The 16,848-nt window shown below is 73.0% G+C and carries 14 protein-coding genes and 2 pseudogenes; 12 read left to right on the forward strand and 4 right to left on the reverse strand.

What is annotated here, in order from left to right:
* Positions 1–118: 118 nt before the first annotated feature.
* From ispG to M4D82_RS24315, 4 genes are all read left to right on the forward strand, one after another.
* On the forward strand, positions 119–1,276 hold the full coding sequence (ispG, locus tag M4D82_RS24300; protein ID WP_249768049.1) for a flavodoxin-dependent (E)-4-hydroxy-3-methylbut-2-enyl-diphosphate synthase: 1,158 nt from the start codon (positions 119–121) through the stop codon (positions 1,274–1,276).
* 148 nt (positions 1,277–1,424) lie between these two features.
* Positions 1,425–2,270, forward strand: a complete 846-nt coding sequence (locus M4D82_RS24305; RefSeq protein WP_249768050.1) for a GNAT family N-acetyltransferase — start codon at positions 1,425–1,427, stop codon at positions 2,268–2,270.
* 134 nt (positions 2,271–2,404) lie between these two features.
* A complete protein-coding gene (locus M4D82_RS24310; protein WP_249768051.1) occupies positions 2,405–2,980 on the forward strand; it encodes a GNAT family N-acetyltransferase in 576 nt (191 codons plus the stop codon).
* 42 nt (positions 2,981–3,022) lie between these two features.
* The gene (locus M4D82_RS24315; protein ID WP_249768052.1) at positions 3,023–4,720 is read left to right on the forward strand and encodes a proline--tRNA ligase; all 1,698 of its coding nucleotides are present in this window, start codon (positions 3,023–3,025) and stop codon (positions 4,718–4,720) included.
* A 357-nt stretch (positions 4,721–5,077) separates the two neighbouring features.
* Here the strand turns inward: M4D82_RS24315 and M4D82_RS24320 are convergent.
* From M4D82_RS24320 to M4D82_RS24335, 4 genes and pseudogenes are all read right to left on the reverse strand, one after another.
* A pseudogene (locus tag M4D82_RS24320) lies at positions 5,078–5,834 on the reverse strand (slipin family protein); the annotation flags it as partial.
* Positions 5,835–5,882: 48 nt separating this feature from the next.
* The gene (locus M4D82_RS24325; RefSeq protein WP_249768053.1) at positions 5,883–6,785 is read right to left on the reverse strand and encodes an aminoglycoside phosphotransferase family protein; all 903 of its coding nucleotides are present in this window, start codon (positions 6,783–6,785) and stop codon (positions 5,883–5,885) included.
* Between the two features lie 16 nt (positions 6,786–6,801).
* Entirely contained in the window at positions 6,802–7,260 is a 459-nt protein-coding gene (locus M4D82_RS24330; protein WP_249768054.1) for a ferritin-like domain-containing protein, read from the reverse strand.
* On the reverse strand, positions 7,257–7,889 hold the full coding sequence (locus M4D82_RS24335; RefSeq protein WP_249768055.1) for a hypothetical protein: 633 nt from the start codon (positions 7,887–7,889) through the stop codon (positions 7,257–7,259). The genes M4D82_RS24330 and M4D82_RS24335 overlap by 4 nt, the downstream gene beginning before the upstream one ends.
* Positions 7,890–8,005: 116 nt before the next feature.
* On the opposite strand from M4D82_RS24335, the gene rimP reads away from it, so the two are divergent.
* The 8 genes and pseudogenes from rimP to M4D82_RS24375 all read left to right on the forward strand — a co-directional run bounded on the left by rimP (position 8,006) and on the right by M4D82_RS24375 (position 16,365).
* Positions 8,006–8,515, forward strand: a complete 510-nt coding sequence (gene rimP / locus M4D82_RS24340) for a ribosome maturation factor RimP (RefSeq protein ID WP_249768056.1) — start codon at positions 8,006–8,008, stop codon at positions 8,513–8,515.
* A gap of 2 nt (positions 8,516–8,517) precedes the next feature.
* Complete coding sequence (gene nusA, locus M4D82_RS24345; RefSeq protein ID WP_249768057.1) at positions 8,518–9,561, forward strand: transcription termination factor NusA; 1,044 nt, start codon at positions 8,518–8,520, stop codon at positions 9,559–9,561.
* 145 nt (positions 9,562–9,706) lie between these two features.
* The gene (locus M4D82_RS24350) at positions 9,707–9,994 is read left to right on the forward strand and encodes a YlxR family protein (RefSeq protein ID WP_249768058.1); all 288 of its coding nucleotides are present in this window, start codon (positions 9,707–9,709) and stop codon (positions 9,992–9,994) included.
* A gap of 148 nt (positions 9,995–10,142) precedes the next feature.
* Positions 10,143–13,233: pseudogene (gene infB / locus M4D82_RS24355) on the forward strand (translation initiation factor IF-2).
* Between the two features lie 153 nt (positions 13,234–13,386).
* The gene (locus M4D82_RS24360) at positions 13,387–13,680 is read left to right on the forward strand and encodes a DUF503 domain-containing protein (protein WP_249768059.1); all 294 of its coding nucleotides are present in this window, start codon (positions 13,387–13,389) and stop codon (positions 13,678–13,680) included.
* Between the two features lie 25 nt (positions 13,681–13,705).
* Positions 13,706–14,158, forward strand: a complete 453-nt coding sequence (rbfA, locus tag M4D82_RS24365) for a 30S ribosome-binding factor RbfA (protein WP_249768060.1) — start codon at positions 13,706–13,708, stop codon at positions 14,156–14,158.
* The gene (gene truB, locus M4D82_RS24370; RefSeq protein WP_249768061.1) at positions 14,155–15,063 is read left to right on the forward strand and encodes a tRNA pseudouridine(55) synthase TruB; all 909 of its coding nucleotides are present in this window, start codon (positions 14,155–14,157) and stop codon (positions 15,061–15,063) included. The genes rbfA and truB overlap by 4 nt, the downstream gene beginning before the upstream one ends.
* Positions 15,064–15,360: 297 nt before the next feature.
* Positions 15,361–16,365 carry a trypsin-like peptidase domain-containing protein gene (locus M4D82_RS24375; protein ID WP_502988992.1) on the forward strand — a complete coding sequence of 335 codons (1,005 nt, stop codon included), beginning with the start codon at positions 15,361–15,363 and terminating at the stop codon, positions 16,363–16,365.
* The last annotated feature ends 483 nt before the right edge of the window (positions 16,366–16,848 follow it).

Consider the following 16,848-nt stretch of genomic DNA (forward strand, 5'->3'; position numbering starts at 1 on the left):
CTACGTTCGGGTGGCGCACCCCCTCGGATGCGAGGGGCACGCGCGCATTGGCGTAACCTCGAAGACTGGAGCCCGCCGATATCGGGACCTCGATCCACACCTTGGGGTTGCACAGCAGATGACTGCCATCTCTCTCGGAATGCCGGCCGTGCCGACGAAGCTTGCCGACCGCAGGGTCAGCCGCAAGATCCAGGTCGGATCGGTGGCCGTCGGCGGCGACGCGCCCATCTCGGTGCAGTCGATGACCACCACCCGCACCTCCGACATCGGTGCCACCCTCCAGCAGATCGCCGAGCTGACCGCCTCCGGCTGCAACATCGTCCGCGTCGCCTGCCCGACCCAGGACGACGCCGACGCGCTGGCCGTCATCGCCAAGAAGTCGCAGATCCCGGTCATCGCCGACATCCACTTCCAGCCCAAGTACGTCTTCGCCGCGATCGACGCCGGCTGCGCCGCGGTCCGCGTGAACCCGGGCAACATCAAGCAGTTCGACGACAAGGTCAAGGAGATCGCGAAGGCCGCGAACGACGCGGGCACCCCGATCCGCATCGGCGTCAACGCCGGCTCCCTCGACGCCCGCCTGCTGAAGAAGTACGGCAAGGCCACCCCCGAGGCGCTGGTCGAGTCCGCGCTGTGGGAGGCCTCCCTCTTCGAGGAGCACGGCTTCAGCGACATCAAGATCTCGGTCAAGCACAACGACCCGGTCGTCATGGTGAACGCCTACCGCCAGCTCGCCGCCGCCTGCGACTACCCGCTGCACCTCGGCGTCACCGAGGCCGGCCCCGCCTTCCAGGGCACCATCAAGTCCGCCGTCGCCTTCGGCGCGCTGCTCTCCGAGGGCATCGGCGACACCATCCGCGTCTCCCTGTCGGCCCCGCCGGCCGAGGAGGTCAAGGTCGGCATCCAGATCCTGGAGTCCCTCAACCTCAAGCCGCGCCGCCTGGAGATCGTCTCCTGCCCCTCCTGCGGCCGCGCCCAGGTCGACGTCTACAAGCTCGCCGAAGAGGTCACCGCCGGCCTGGAGGGCATGGAGGTCCCGCTGCGCGTCGCCGTCATGGGCTGCGTCGTCAACGGCCCCGGCGAGGCCCGCGAGGCCGACCTCGGTGTCGCCTCCGGCAACGGCAAGGGCCAGATCTTCGTCAAGGGCGAGGTCATCAAGACCGTCCCCGAGTCGAAGATCGTGGAGACCCTCATCGAAGAGGCCATGAAGATCGCCGAGCAGATGGAGAAGGACGGCGTCGCCTCCGGCGAGCCCACCGTCGCCATCGGCGTCTGAACCCGGACCCTCCCAAGCATCGGCCCCCGGCCCCGTTCCCGCAGCTCGCGGGCGGGGCCGGGGCCTTTTCGTGACCAGCGGGACCAGGCATCCTCCGGTCGGGCCGGGTACAGTGCGGAGATCAGCAGACGTGCATGGTGAGGCCCCAGTGTTGACGCAGACCACCACCCGGGTCCTTGAGCCCAGTGATCTCGACGCCGCGCTCGACGTCCTCGGACGCGCGCCGGTCGAGAACGCCTTCGTCACCTCCCGCGTGCAGGTCGCCGGGCTCGACCCCTGGCGCCTCGGCGGCGAGATGTGGGGCTGGTACGCCGACGGCGAGCTGCGCTCCCTGTGCTACGCGGGCGCCAACCTGGTCCCCGTCTGCGCCGGACCCGACGCCGTCCGCGCCTTCGCCGACCGCGCCCGCCGCACCGGCAGACGCTGCTCCTCCATCGTGGGCCCCGCCGAGGCCACCCGGCTGCTGTGGAAGCTCCTCGAACCCACCTGGGGTCCGGCCCGCGACGTCCGCCCCCACCAGCCCCTCATGGTCACCGAGCAGCCGTCCGCCGAGATCGCCGCCGACCCCCTCGTCCGGCGCGTCCGCAAGGACGAGATGGACGTGATCATGCCCGCCTGCGTGGCCATGTTCACCGAGGAGGTCGGCATCTCCCCCCTCGCCGGCGACGGCGGTCTGCTCTACCAGGCCCGGGTCGCCGAACTGGTCGGCACCGGCCGCTCCTTCGCCCGTGTCGAGAACGGCAAGGTCGTCTTCAAGGCGGAGATCGGCGCCGCCACCGCCCGCGCCTGCCAGGTCCAGGGCGTCTGGGTGGACCCCGAATTCCGCGGCCGCGGCCACTCCGAGACCGGCATGGCCGCCGTCGTCGCCTACGCGCTGCGCGACGTGGCGCCCGTGGTCAGCCTCTACGTCAACGACTTCAACACCGCCGCCCGCGCCGCCTACCGCCGCGTCGGCTTCCGCGAGGTCGGCGCGTTCATGAGCGTCCTGTTCTGACCCCCCGCCGCGAACGTCCGCCGGGACCGTCCGCCGCGCCCTCCGCCGCTACCCCCGAAGGCGCCCCCGGCTCGTGGCCGCTTTCGGCCCCACACCCGTACCGGAGCGGCACTACCCCGCAGTAAGGTCGCCGCATGCTGCTGCCTACTCCCGCGGGCGACGACCCCGCCCGGCCCGCCGGCCTCCGCATCGGCCCCCTGGACCTCGCCGCCCGCGTGGACGAGGCCCTGCGCGTCCAGGCCGTGGCCTTCGGGCTCAGCGAGGAGGAGATCGGCATCCGGCGCTACATCGTCCAACGTCACATGACCTGCCCCGGCGCCCGCGCCCTCGGCGCGTTCACCGACGACGACGCCCTCGCCGGCTTCGTCTACGGCATGCCCAACGACCGCACCCACTGGTGGTCCACCATCGTCGAGCCCTACCTGCGCGCCCGCGGCGAGGACGACTGGCTCGACGACTCCTTCGTCATCACCGAACTCCACGTCCACCCCGGCTTCCAGGGCCGCGGTGTCGGCCGCACCCTCATCACCCGCATCACCGACAGCGCCGCCCAGCCCCGCTCGATCCTCTCCGCCATCGACACCGACAGCCCCGCCCGCGCCCTCTACACCGCCCTCGGCTACACCGACCTGGCCCGCAAGGTCCTCTTCCCGAGCGCGAGCCTGCCCTACGCCGTCATGGGCGCCCCCCTGCCCCTGCGCAGGCCCTGAAACCGTTTCCGGCGCCCAGCCCGCCCCCGGTAGCCTCCGGACATGTCTACGCAACACGTGCAGCGCATGTCCCGTCTCCTGGCCCGGACGCTCCGCGAGGACCCGGCCGACGCCGAGACCCTCAGCCACCGCCTCCTCGTCCGCGCCGGCTACGTCCGACGCAGCTCCGCCGGAGTGTGGACCTGGCTGCCGCTCGGCAAGCGGGTCCTGGACAACGTCGCGCGGATCGTCCGCGAGGAGATGGACGCCATCGGCGCCCAGGAGGTGCTGCTCCCGGCCCTGCTGCCCAAGGAGCCGTACGAGGTCAGCGGCCGCTGGAGCGAGTACGGCGACCTGCTGTTCCGCCTCAAGGACCGCAAGGGCGCCGACTACCTGCTCGGCCCCACCCACGAGGAGATCTTCACCCTCCTCGTGAAGGACCAGTGCACGTCCTACAAGGACCTGCCCGTGATGCTCTACCAGATCCAGACCAAGTACCGCGACGAGGCCCGTCCCCGCTCCGGGGTGCTGCGCGGACGCGAGTTCCAGATGAAGGACTCCTACTCCTTCGACGTCTCCGACGAGGGCCTCGCCGAGTCCTACCGCCTCCACCGCGAGGCCTACGTCCGGATCTTCGAACGGCTCGGCCTCGACCACCGGATCGTCTCGGCCGTCTCCGGGGCCATGGGCGGCTCCGCCTCCGAGGAGTTCCTCGCGCCCGCCGCCGCCGGCGAGGACACCTTCGCCGACTGCCCGTCCTGCGCCTACGCCGCGAACACCGAGGCCGTCACCTTCGCCCTGACCCCCGTCGGCGACGCCGACCACGGCCCCGTCGAGGAGCTGGACACCCCCGACACGCCCACCATCGAGTCCCTCGCGGCGCTGCTCGACGTACCGGCCTCCGCGACCCTGAAGAACCTCCTGGTCAAGGTCGACGGCCAGATCACGGCCGTCGGCGTCCCCGGCGACCGCGAGGTCGACCTCGGCAAGCTCGCCGAGCACCTGGCGCCGGCCGTCGTCGAACTCGTCACCGCCGAGGACTTCGCCGACCGCCCCGACCTCGTACGCGGCTACGTGGGCCCGCAGGGCCTCGACAAGGTGCCCTACCTCGCCGACCCGCGCATCGCCCCCGGCACCGCCTGGGTCACCGGCGCGAACCGGGCCGACACCCACGCCCGCAACGTCGTCTGCGGCCGCGACTTCCAGGTCGACCGCTACCTCGACGTGGTCGTCGTCGAGCCCGGCGACCCCTGCCCCGCCTGCGGAGCCGGCCTGCGGCTGGACCGGGCGATCGAGGTCGGCCACATCTTCCAGCTCGGCCGCAAGTACGCCGACGCCTTCGGCCTCGACGTCCTCGGCAAGGAGGGCAAGCCCGTCCGCGTCACCATGGGCTCCTACGGCATCGGCGTCTCCCGGGCCGTCGCCGCGCTCGCCGAGCAGACGGCCGACGCGCGCGGCCTGTGCTGGCCCGCCGAGGTGGCCCCGGCCGACGTGCACGTGGTGGCGGCGGGCAAGGCCGTACCGCTCGCCCTCGCCGAGGAGGCCGCCGCCGCGTTGGCCGCCGCCGGGCGCCGGGTCCTGCTCGACGACCGGGCCGGGCTCTCCCCGGGCGTGAAGCTCACCGACGCGGAGCTCATCGGCGTGCCGTGGATCCTCGTCGCCGGACGCCGCTCCGCCGACGGGATCGTGGAACTCCAGGACCGCTCCACGGGCACCCGCGAGGAACTCCCGCTGGCCGACGCCCTCGCCCGCCTGAGCTGACCCGGGCCCCGCCTGAGCCGACCCGGGCCCCCGCCCGCGCCCCGCCCCCGGCCGTCACGCCGCCGGGCGGGGCCGTTCCTCCGCCGCGCCCGCCGTCGTCGCGTCGGGCTCCGGATCCGGGTCCGCGTCCATCGCGGGCAGCGGAGCTGCTGCCCCTGCTCGACCTCGTGCGGCGCCGCCGCGCGGACGGCGCCGCCGGCGCGGACGGCGCCGCCGGCGCGGACGGCGCCGCCGGCGCGGACGGCGCCGCCGGCGCGGACGGCGCCGCCGGCGCGGACGGCGCCGCCGGCGCGGACGGCGCCGCCGGCGCGGACGGCGCCGCCGGCGCGGACGGGGCCGCGGGCGGGGTCGTGGACTGGGCCGCGCGTTCCAGGAAGCGCAGCAGCTCCACCGGGAACGGCAACACCAGCGTGGAGTTCTTCTCCGCCGCCACCGCCACCACCGTCTGCAGCAGACGCAGCTGGAGCGCGGCCGGCTGCTCCGACATCACCGCCGCCGCCTCCGCCAGCTTCTTCGACGCCTGGAGCTCCGCGTCCGCGTTGATCACCCGGGCCCGCCGCTCGCGGTCGGCCTCCGCCTGGCGGGCCATGGACCGTTTCATCGTCTCCGGCAGCGAGACGTCCTTGATCTCGACCCGGTCGATCTGCACGCCCCAGCCGATCGCCGGACTGTCGATCATCAGCTCCAGGCCCTGGTTCAGCTTCTCCCGGTTCGACAGGAGGTCGTCCAGGTCCGATTTGCCGATGATCGACCGCAGCGAGGTCTGCGCCATCTGCGAGACGGCGAACCGGTAGTCCTCCACCTCGATGATCGCGCTCGCCGCGTCGACCACCTTGAAGTACACGACCGCGTCCACCCGCACCGTCACGTTGTCCCGCGTGATGCCCTCCTGGGCCGGCACGGGCAACGTCACGATCTGCAGGTTCACCTTCCGCAGCCGGTCCACCACGGGGACGATGACCGTGAACCCCGGGGGCCGCACCCCCGGGCGCAGCCGACCGAAGCGGAACACCACGCCGCGTTCGTACTGCTTCACCACCCGGGCGGCCGCGCCCAGGTACACCGCGATACCCGTGGCGGCGGCGATGCCCGCTGTCAGGAGTTCTTCGACCATGACGGCCACCTGCCCCTGCCGGGCCTACCTTCCTACCTACGGTATGCCCTACAACCAGGCCGCGAACTCCAACAGCAGCTCCGCGTCCCGCCGCCGCCCGGCCGCCAGCGCCCGGTTGCCGGACTCCACCGCCCGGAAGACCGTCCAGCCCCGCAGCCGGTCGCGATCCACCTCCAGCGAGTCCGCGAGCTTGTTCACCCGGCGACGGGCCCCGGCCGCCCCCGCCGACGTGGCCACCTGGTCCTCCACCCGGTCACGGACCAGCCGCGCCAAGTCGTAGGCCCGCTCGCCGACCAAGGGCTCGGGGCCCACCGTCAGCCACGGCGCCCGCTCGCCCGCCAGCACCTTGCCCTGCCGGAAGTTCCCGTGCAGCAGCAACCGTTCGCCCGGCGACGCCGTCAGCTCCTCGCGCAGCGCCATCGCCGTGTCCGCCAGACTCCGCAGCTCCGACGGCGCCGCGCGCAGGGCCGCGCACTGGGCGGACGTACGCTCCGCCACCGTCTCGAACGGGTGCCCGGCCGGCGGCTCCACCCACAGCCGCCGCAGCGTGCCGCACGCCTCCAGCAGGGCCTTCGCCTCCGGCAGCGAGCGCAGCGACACCTCCGGGTGGAGGCGTTCCAACAGGACGCCCCCGTCCTCCTCGTGGTGGCGCGAGTCGAGGACCCGTACGGCCCCGAAACCACCCCAGTGGGCGAGCGCGGCCAGCTCCCGGTCCGGCCGGGCCCCCGGAGGCGCCAACTTCAGCGCGGCCGGGGTGCCGTCGGCGTACCGGACGAGGAGCACCAGACTGCTGCGCCCACCCGGGGCCTGGACCCGCTGGGCCACCACCTTCCGCCGCTCCAGCGCCTCGTCGGCCAGCTCGGGCAACCGCCCGAGCCACTCCGTGTCCCGCGCCGATGCCGGCAGCTCGCCGAGCGCCCGGACGAGTCGCTGCGGCGGTTCGAAAGCCATGCGTGCGTGGTCCCTTTCAGCTGTTGCGGGCTCGCTCCGAACGTTCCGAGAGCCCAGGGAAGGCTACGCCGACCCCGCGCCAGCGTGCCGCGCGCACGGCCGCGGCGCTCAGCGCGTCTGCCGCCTCCCGGCGCAACCGGCCGTCCGCCGACCGGACGAGATCGGAGTACGCGCCCGCCACCCGGTCCTCGATCTCCGCCGCCAACCGCTCCGTGTCCGCCGGGGAACGCAGCTCGAACGGCAGGGCGTACGCCGCCTCGCTCGGCTGCGGCGCCCCGCCCAGCTCACGCACCGTCCGGGTCAGCGCGTCCCGGCGCGCGAGGTGCGCCCCGTAGGCCTCCCGGGCCTCGCCGGCGCGGCCGGGCGCGCTGCGGGCGCCGATGACCCCGTAGCCGTACACCGCCGCGTGCTCGGCGGCCAGCGCGGCCTGGGCGGCCTGCAGGGGCCGGTTCGCGGGGGAGGTTTCGCGCTTCACGAGGCGGCTCCGGGGTTCGTGGTCAGCAGGTACGCGTGGACGGCGCCGCAGGCCGCCACCGAGGCCAGCATCCGGGCCAGTTCCCCGGGGGCGCCGGCCAGCGCGATGGTCCGCGCCTCGGACAGGCTCCGCTCGGCGTCGGCCAGCGCGCCTACGGCCTCGGCGGGCTGCGCGGGCACGGGCTCCCGGCTCGCGGCCGGGGCGCCGGGGCGCCGGCGGAGGAGCCGCCGACGGCGACGCCTTGGCGTGCGGGAGGCCCCGGCGGCCGCGCCGGGCGAGGCCGAGGCCTTCCCCTCCGGGGCCGGGAAGGCCAGCGCGGAGGCGTGCGCGGCGACGGCGGCGCGCAGCGGCGCGAGGCGTTCGGCGAGGGCGGGATGGGCCGCGAGGGTGGCGTCGTAACGTTCCAGCAGTTGCTCGCTCTCACGCACGGCCGCCTCCCGCATCCGCCGTTCGAGTGGAATCCCGGAATCGGCCCCGGACGGGTCGCCCCCGCCGGTGCACCCGGTGAGCAACGCGGCCCCGGCCGCTCCGGCGGCTCCGGCGAGCAGGCTCCTTCGCGAGGGCCTCAAGGGCAGGGTCCAGGGCACGGCGACGTCCTCGGGGGTGATGTCGGGGCAGGGTGTGATCACGGTACCCGGGGGCGCCCAGGACGGCGCGGACGGCAACACCCTCCGCGACCGGATACCCTTTGACCTGACACGCGACGGAAAACCACAACAGCACACGCGGCCGAGGAGTCACCCGGATGAGCACCACCCAGAGCGACAGGCTGCGCGGACTGCTGGAGCCGCTCGTCACCGCCAAGGGCCTGGACCTGGAGGACATCGAACTGTCCAAGGCAGGCCGCCGCCGGATGCTGCGGATCGTCGTGGATTCCGATGAGGGTCTCGACCTGGACCTGTGCGCCGAGCTGAGCCGTGAGATCTCCGACAAGCTCGACGAGACCGACGTGATGGGCGAGGACGAGTACCAGCTTGAGGTCAGCTCTCCGGGCGCGGACCGCCCGCTCACCGAGCGCCGTCACTACGTACGGGCCATCGGCCGTCTCGTGAAGTTTCAGCTGTCCGCCGAGGGTGACAAGGGTGAGGAACTGATCGCCCGCATCCTCGACGTCGACGACGAGGGCATGGACCTCGAAGTTCCGGGCGTGAAGGGCCGCAAGGCGACCGCCCGCCGCATCGCGTTCACCGACATCGCCAAGGCGCGTGTCGAGATCGAGTTCAACCGCAAGGACAAGAAGGAAGAGGAGGCGTAGCCGTGGACATCGACATGAGTGCCCTGCGGGGTCTGGTCCGGGAGAAGGAGATCTCCTTCGACCTGCTCGTCGAGGCGATCGAGTCGGCCCTCCTCATCGCGTACCACCGCACCGAGGGGAGCTTCCGGCGCGCGCGTGTCGTGCTGGACCGCACCAACGGACACGTGGTCGTGTGGGCGACCGAGGACCCGAGGGACCTTGAGGAGGGCCAGGAGCCCAAGGAGTTCGACGACACCCCGTCGGACTTCGGACGGATCGCCGCGACGACCGCCAAGCAGGTGATCCTCCAGCGTCTGCGCGACGCCGAGGACGACCTGACCTTCGGCGAGTTCGCCGGCCGCGAGGGCGACGTCATCACCGGCGTCGTCCAGCAGGGCAAGGACCCCAAGAACGTCCTCGTCGACATCGGCAAGCTGGAGGCCATCCTGCCGGTTCAGGAGCAGGTCCCCGGTGAGGAGTACCCGCACGGGCTCCGCCTGAAGGCGTACGTCGTGCGAGTGGCGAAGGGCGTGCGCGGTCCGTCCGTGACCCTCTCGCGCACCCACCCGAACCTGGTGAAGAAGCTGTTCGCGCTGGAGGTCCCGGAGATCGCCGACGGCAGCGTCGAGATCTCCGCGATCGCCCGCGAGGCCGGCCACCGCACCAAGATCGCCGTCCGGTCCACCCGTTCGGGCCTCAACCCGAAGGGCGCCTGCATCGGCCCGATGGGCAGCCGCGTGCGCAACGTGATGGCCGAACTGCACGGCGAGAAGATCGACATCGTCGACTGGTCGGACGACCCGGCGGAGATGGTGGCCAACGCGCTGTCGCCCGCCCGGGTGAGCAAGGTCGAGGTCGTGGACTGGGACTCCCGGTCCGCCCGCGTCACCGTGCCCGACTACCAGCTGTCGCTGGCCATCGGCAAGGAGGGCCAGAACGCCCGCCTCGCCGCACGCCTGACCGGCTGGCGCATCGACATCCGCCCCGACACCGAGGTGCCCTCGGACGAGGACGGCGGCCGGGACGGCCGGGACTCCCGGGACTCCCGGGACTCCGGCCGGGAATAAATCGCTACCGACCGGAGGTTTCCGGACGGTAGACAGGGACCCTCGAACCGGGGGTCCCTCCGGGAACACCACCCGGGATCACAACGACATCCGTTCGATTTTTCACCTGAAGGGGTGAGGTCGGTACGGGGAGGTAGACTTAGGCGTGTCTGGCCGGACGCAAGCCCGCGCATGCCCCGAACGCACCTGTGTGGGGTGTCGGGAGCGAGCGGCCAAGAGCGATCTGCTGCGCATCGTGGCGATCGAGGACCAATGCGTCCCCGATCCTCGCGGTACGCTGCCCGGCCGGGGCGCCTACGTGCACCCCGCCGCGGTCTGCCTCGACCAGGCGGTCCGCCGCAGAGCGTTCCCCCGGGCCCTCCGGTCCGCAGGAACGCTCGACACGACGGAACTGCGCGCAGCCCTGGCCCTCACGGCCGGGGCGACACCGTAAGAAGAAGTACGGCACGGACACCCCGTGCGGTCAGGTACCTCGCGAGTTGGAAGTAGGTCGAGATTGCGATGAGCACTCGATGAGTACGCGATGAGTACGCCCATGAAGTAGCGACGGTCCGGCGTAACCCGGACCTAAAAGGAGCGAAGTGGCTAAGGTCCGGGTATACGAACTCGCCAAGGAGTTCGGGGTGGAGAGCAAGGTCGTCATGGCCAAGCTCCAAGAACTCGGTGAATTCGTCCGTTCGGCGTCCTCGACGATCGAGGCGCCGGTTGTACGCAAGTTGACTGACGCACTGCAGGGTCCCGGCGGCAACGCCGGCAAGACCGCTGCGAAGCCCGGGGCGCCCCGCAAGGCCGCGCCCGCCAAGCCCGCGGCGCCCTCCCCGGCCGCTGCGGCACGTCCCGCTGCCCCCAAGCCCGGCGCACCGGTGGCTCCCAAGCCCGCCGCCGAGGCTCCGGCCGTCAGCACCCCGGTGACCCCGGCCGCCTCCGGCCCGCGTCCCGGCCCCAAGGCTCCGGCCGCCCCGAAGCCCGCTCCGGCGGTCCCCGTGGCGACCGAGTTCTCCGCGCCCCGGCGGCCCCGGCCGCCCCGGCGCGACCCGCCGCGGCCCCGGTCCCCGTCCGGCGCAGCAGCGTCCGGCCGCCCCGGTCAGTCCGGCGCCCGTCCCGGCGCCCCGCGTCCGGCCGGTGCCACCCCGGTGCCCAGGGTCAGCAGCGCCCCGGTGGCGCTCAGGCCCCGCGTCCCGGTGGCGCCCGTCCGGCCGGTCCCCGTCCGGGCAACAACCCCTTCACCTCCGGCGGCTCGACCGGCATGGCGCGCCCGCAGGCGCCCGTCCGGCCGGCGCTCCCCGTCCCGGTGCCCCGGCGCCGGTGGTCAGGTGCTCCGCGTCCGCAGGCGGCCCCGGTGGCGCCCCGCGCCCGCAGGGTCCCGGCGGCGCCCGTCCGACCCCGGGCGGCATGCCCCGTCCGCAGGGCGGCGCCCCGCGTCCGGGTGGTGCTCCCGGTGGTAACCGTCCGAACCCGGGCATGATGCCGCAGCGTCCCGCTGCCGGTGGTCCCGGTCCCCGTCCCGGTGGCGGCCCCGGTGGCCGTGGTCCCGGTGCGGGCGGTGCCCGTCCCGGTGGCGGCGCCGGTCGTCCCGGCGGCGGCTTCGCCGGTCGTCCGGCCGGTCCGGGCTCGCGTCCGGCGGGCGGCGGCTTCGGCGGCCCGCGTCCGGGTGGCGGCGGCTTCGGCGGCGGTCCGGCCGGTGCCGGTGGCGGCGGTCGTCCCGGTTTCGGCGGGCGTCCCGGTGGTCCCGGTGCCCGTGGTGGCACGCAGGGTGCCTTCGGTCGTCCCGGCGGTCCGGCGCGTCGTGGTCGCAAGTCCAAGCGCCAGCGTCGCCAGGAGTACGAGGCCATGCAGGCCCCGTCGGTCGGCGGCGTGATGCTGCCGCGCGGTGGCGGCGAGACCGTGCGCCTGTCGCGCGGTGCCTCCCTCACCGACTTCGCGGAGAAGATCAACGCCAACCCGGCGTCGCTCGTCGCCGTGATGATGAACCTCGGCGAGATGGTCACGGCCACCCAGTCCGTGTCCGACGAGACCCTCCAGCTCCTCGCGGGCGAGATGAACTACGTCGTTCAGATCGTCAGCCCGGAGGAGGAGGACCGCGAGCTCCTCGAAGGCTTCGACATCGAGTTCGGCGAGGACGAGGGCGGCGAGGAGTTCCTGCTCCCGCGTCCGCCGGTCGTCACCGTCATGGGTCACGTCGACCACGGTAAGACCCGCCTCCTCGACGCCATCCGCAAGACGAACGTCGTCGCGGGCGAGGCCGGTGGCATCACCCAGCACATCGGTGCCTACCAGGTCTCCACCGAGGTGAACGACGAAGAGCGTCGCATCACCTTCATCGACACCCCGGGTCACGAGGCGTTCACCGCCATGCGTGCCCGCGGTGCGAAGTCGACCGACATCGCGATCCTCGTGGTCGCGGCCAACGACGGCGTCATGCCGCAGACGATCGAGGCGCTCAACCACGCCAAGGCCGCCGGCGTCCCGATCGTCGTCGCGGTCAACAAGATCGACGTCGAGGGTGCCGACCCGACCAAGGTCCGCGGTCAGCTCACCGAGTTCGGTCTGGTCGCCGAGGAGTACGGCGGCGACACGATGTTCGTCGACATCTCCGCCAAGCAGGGTCTGCACATCGACTCCCTGCTGGAGGCCGTCGTCCTCACCGCCGACGCCTCCCTCGACCTGCGCGCCAACCCCGAGCAGGACGCTCAGGGTATTGCGATCGAGTCCCACCTCGACCGCGGCCGCGGTGCCGTCGCCACCGTCCTCGTCCAGCGCGGTACCCTCCGCGTCGGCGACACGATGGTCGTGGGCGACGCCTACGGTCGTGTGCGCGCCATGCTCGACGACAAGGGCAACAACGTCGAGGAAGCGGGTCCGTCGACCCCCGTCCTGGTCCTGGGTCTCACCAACGTCCCCGGCGCCGGCGACAACTTCCTCGTCGTCGACGAGGACCGCACCGCCCGTCAGATCGCCGAGAAGCGTGCTGCGCGTGAGCGCAACGCCAACTTCGCCAAGCGCGTCCGCCGGGTGTCCCTGGAAGACCTGGACTCGGTCCTCAAGGCCGGTCTGGTCCAGGAACTCAACCTCATCATCAAGGGCGACGCGTCCGGTGCGGTCGAGGCCCTGGAGTCCTCGCTGCTCCAGCTCGACGTCGGCGAAGAGGTCGACATCCGCGTCCTGCACCGCGGTGTGGGTGCGGTCACCGAGTCCGACATCTCGCTGGCGATGGGCTCCGACGCCATCGTCATCGGTTACAACGTCCGTGCGGCCGGCCGTGCCGCGCAGATGGCGGACCGCGAGGGCGTCGACGTTCGCTACTACTCGGTGATCTACCAGGCCATCGAGGAGATCGAGGCGGCCCTCAAGGGTCTGCTCAAGCCGGAGTACGAAGAGGTCGAGCTCGGTACGGCGGAGGTCCGCGAGATCTTCCGCTCGTCCAAGCTGGGCAACATCGCGGGTGTCCTCATCCGCTCCGGCGAGGTCAAGCGCAACACGAAGGCGCGGCTCCTGCGCGATGGCAAGGTCATCGCCGAGAACCTCACCATCTCGGGTCTGCGCCGCTTCAAGGACGACGTCACCGAGATCCGCGAGGGCTTCGAGGGTGGTATCAACCTCGGCTCCTTCAACGACATCAAGGTCGACGACGTCATCGCGACGTACGAGATGCGCGAGAAGCCCCGCGCGTAAGCGCGAGGCACATCGCACCGTGTCGTAACCCCGGGGCCGGTCGGCGGAATATCCGTCGATCGGCCCCGGCCGTTGCGTGTACCGTTCTGGTGACCCTGCCGCGCGTCGGCCGGCAGGCCACCTAACCCGAACCGGCGGGACATCCGGAACTGCATGTACGTGGGGACTCTGTCCTTCGATCTGCTCCTCGGCGACGTTCATTCGTTGAAGGAGAAACGCTCCGTCGTCCGGCCCATCGTCGCCGAGCTCCAACGCAAGTTCTCCGTGAGCGCGGCCGAGGTGGGCGACCAGGATCTGCACCGCAGGGCCCGTATAGGGGTCGCCTTGGTGAGCGGGGACGCGGGGTTCCTCTCGGACGTACTGGACCGCTGTGAGCGGCTGGTCGCGGCACGTCCGGAAGTGGAGCTGTTGTCGGTGCGACGGCGGATCCACGGTGATGAAGACTGACAGCAAGCAATAAGGAGACGGACCAGTGGCCGACAATGCGCGGGCTAAGAAGCTGGCGGACCTCATCCGGGAGGTGGTGGCCGAGAAGCTGCAGCGTGGTGTCAAGGACCCCCGCCTCGGTACGCACGTGACCATCACGGACACCCGGGTCACCGGCGACCTGCGGGAGGCCACGGTCTTCTACACGGTCTACGGCGACGACGAGGACCGCGCCAGCGCGGCGGCGGGCCTGGAGAGCGCCAAGGGCGTCCTGCGCTCCGCGGTCGGTCGGGCGGCGGGGACCAAGTTCACCCCCACCCTGACCTTCGTCGCGGACGCCCTCCCGGAGAACGCCAAGACCATCGAGGACCTCCTCAACAAGGCGCGCGCCTCCGACGCCCAGGTGCGCGAGGTCTCCTCCGGAGCCCAGTACGCCGGCGAGGCCGACCCGTACAAGAAGCCGGGCGACGAGGACGACGAGGACGCAGCCGCGGAATGAGCACCAACGCAGGGAAGACTCCGGACGGCCTGGTCATCGTCGACAAGCCGTCCGGTTTCACTTCGCACGACGTGGTCGCCAAGATGCGCGGCATCGCCAAGACCCGCCGCGTCGGCCACGCCGGCACGCTCGACCCGATGGCGACGGGTGTCCTCGTCCTCGGCGTCGAGAAGGCCACCAAGCTCCTCGGGCACCTCGCGCTGACGGAGAAGGAGTACCTCGGGACGATCCGGCTCGGGCAGTACACCGTCACGGACGACGCCGAGGGCGAGATCACCGAGTCCGCGGACGCCTCCGGGGTGACCCGGGAGGCCGTGGACGCGGGGATCGCCAAGCTGACCGGCGAGATCATGCAGGTCCCGTCCAAGGTCAGCGCCATCAAGATCAAGGGCGTGCGCTCCTACAAGCGCGCCCGCGACGGCGAGGACTTCGAGATCCCGGCCCGGCCGGTCACCATCTCGTCGTTCCAGGTGTACGACATGCGCGAGGCCGAGGCCGAGGACGGCACCAAGGTCGTCGACCTCGTCGTCTCCGTCGTCTGCTCCAGCGGTACGTACATCCGCGCGCTCGCCCGCGACCTGGGCGCCGACCTGGGCGTGGGCGGTCACCTGACGGCGCTGCGCCGCACGCGCGTGGGCCCGTACAAGCTCGACAAGGCGCGCACGCTCGACCAGCTCCAGGAGGAGCTGACCGTCATGCCGATCGGCGAGGCGGCGGCCGCCGCGTTCGCGCGGTGGGACCTGGACGCCCGCCGGGCGGGGCTGCTGGCCAACGGCGTGCGCATCGACATGCCGGACGAGTACAAGGACGGCCGCACGGTCGCCGTCTACGGGCCCGAGGGGCGGCTGCTGGGGCTCGTGGAGAGCAAGGGCGGCAAGGCGAAGTCGCTCGCGGTCTTCGTCTGATCCGCGGGTGAGGGGCGTCCGCTCATCGAGCCGGGCCCGGCCGGGCGGTCTTCGCCGGCCGGGCCCGGTGTTCGTTGACGTGGAGCGGTGAGCGCGCGTCGCCGCCGCTCACCGCTCCACCACCCCCCTCGGATAGGTCTCTATCCACCCGACGCCGATAGTTCACCCGTCCGAGCAGGCGCTCGGAGTGAATGGAGGGGGCGTAAGGGGGCGCTTTCGCCGCGCGTGCTTTTCGTGCCGATCTTCACTTGCCTACCGTCATGACCACGGGTCCCGCGGCGGGGGAGTGGTGCGGCGATGAATGACGAGGTCACGGACGGTACGAGGGTCTTCGGGGACGCCCCCGGGGACGAGGTGACCGATGTGGGGAGCGGCGCCGAGCTCGTCCTGATCCACGACCTCGTGGGCCGGACGCGCGGCACCGGATTCGTGGCTGACGACCGGGGCACGGTGATCACCAGTCACGAGACCGTCGCCGGCCTGACCCGGCTGGTGCTCGCCGGCCCCGGGGAGCGCACCTGGCGGGCCGAGGCCCTGGACCTGACCCCCCTCCCCGAGCTGGGCCTGGCCCTCGTACGCACCGACGGGCTCGGCGTGCGCCCCCTGCCCGTCGCCCTCCGCGAGGCCGTCCGGCCCGGGACGTACGTACGCCTCCCCGCGCGGGGCTGGCGCCAGGCGCGGGTGCTCGGGGCCGGAGCGGAGGTCACGCACAGCACGCCGGAGCGCTGCCACGTGCTGCCCGCCACGCTGGAGCTGGCCATCGGCACCGACGGCCGGGACGCCCTCGAACTGGGCGGGGAGGCCTGCGGGGCGCCGGTCCTCGACGCGGCGACCGGGGCGGTGCTCGCGGTGGTGGGCGCCGGCCTGCGGGCGTACCCGCACGGCGGCCCTTCGCCATCCCGCTGCGCGCGGCGGCCGCCGCCGACCCGGCCGGCCCCCTCGCCGCCCTGCTGGAGCGCAACGCCGCCACCGTCCCGGCGTACGGGGCCGAACTCAACCTCGCGGGCGCGCTGGAACTCACCGCCACCACGGTGGGCTCGGCCGTCGGACCGGCCTGTGCCGGGGACGGTGACCCCGGGCGGCCGGAGCCCGTGGAGCGCCCCCGGATCGCCGCCGAGCTGGCCGCGTTCACCGAGGGGGACCGGCTGGTCCTCGGCCTGGTCGGGGACCCCGGCACCGGCCGCACCACCGCCCTGGCCGGCCTCGCCGCCGACCGGGCACGCGGAGCCCGACCCGCCCCGACGCTCTGGCTGCGCGGGGCGGACCTGCGCGCCGGCGACGCCTCCCTGGCCGACGCCGTGACCCGGGCCCTGACGGCCGCGGGGCGCATCATCGCCGCCGCGCCGGGGGGAGCGGGGGCGGACCTGTGCGACGTACCCGGGGATACCGCCTGGGCGGCGGCGGCCGAGGGGGACGCGGAACCGGGGGACGTGCGGCGCCAGGGGGTGTGGGTTCCCGCGCCCCGGGCTGCCGCGGACCCCGCCGTTTCGGCGTTCGCCTCCCTGGATCCCGCTGCCTGGGGGGTGGGGGGCCCGGGAGGCGGCGGCTCGGAGGTCGTCGGGGGCGGTGTCTGGATGCCGGCGGCTGCCGTATCGGCGAGTGCCCCGGGGGCGTGGGCCCCGGAGCCGCACGCCGCACGACCCGCCTCCCCGAATCCCGGCGAAGGCCCGGGGGCCGCCACCTCGGAGCCCTGGCTCCCGGGGCCGTCCGGTTGGGGCCCAGCCCCCGCGGGGCCCGTTCCCACGGGGCCCGTCCACGCGGGGCCCTTCTCCGCCGGGCCCTTCT

The organism is Streptomyces sp. RerS4 (genome assembly GCF_023515955.1).
In the GTDB taxonomy this organism is placed as follows: Bacteria; Actinomycetota; Actinomycetes; order Streptomycetales; family Streptomycetaceae; genus Streptomyces.

What these genes read in the sequence shown, in the direction of transcription:
- M4D82_RS24315 (WP_249768052.1), top strand. Translation starts at nt 3,023, where the DNA reads ATGTCTACGCAACACGTGCAGCGCATGTCCCGTCTCCTGGCCCGGACG.
- M4D82_RS24325 (WP_249768053.1), bottom strand. Translation starts at nt 6,785, where the DNA reads ATGGCTTTCGAACCGCCGCAGCGACTCGTCCGGGCGCTCGGCGAGCTG.
- rimP (WP_249768056.1), top strand. Translation starts at nt 8,006, where the DNA reads ATGAGCACCACCCAGAGCGACAGGCTGCGCGGACTGCTGGAGCCGCTC.
- truB (WP_249768061.1), top strand. Translation starts at nt 14,155, where the DNA reads ATGAGCACCAACGCAGGGAAGACTCCGGACGGCCTGGTCATCGTCGAC.
- M4D82_RS24375 (WP_502988992.1), top strand. Translation starts at nt 15,361, where the DNA reads ATGAATGACGAGGTCACGGACGGTACGAGGGTCTTCGGGGACGCCCCC.
- M4D82_RS24310 (WP_249768051.1), top strand. Translation starts at nt 2,405, where the DNA reads ATGCTGCTGCCTACTCCCGCGGGCGACGACCCCGCCCGGCCCGCCGGC.
- ispG (WP_249768049.1), top strand. Translation starts at nt 119, where the DNA reads ATGACTGCCATCTCTCTCGGAATGCCGGCCGTGCCGACGAAGCTTGCC.
- M4D82_RS24360 (WP_249768059.1), top strand. Translation starts at nt 13,387, where the DNA reads ATGTACGTGGGGACTCTGTCCTTCGATCTGCTCCTCGGCGACGTTCAT.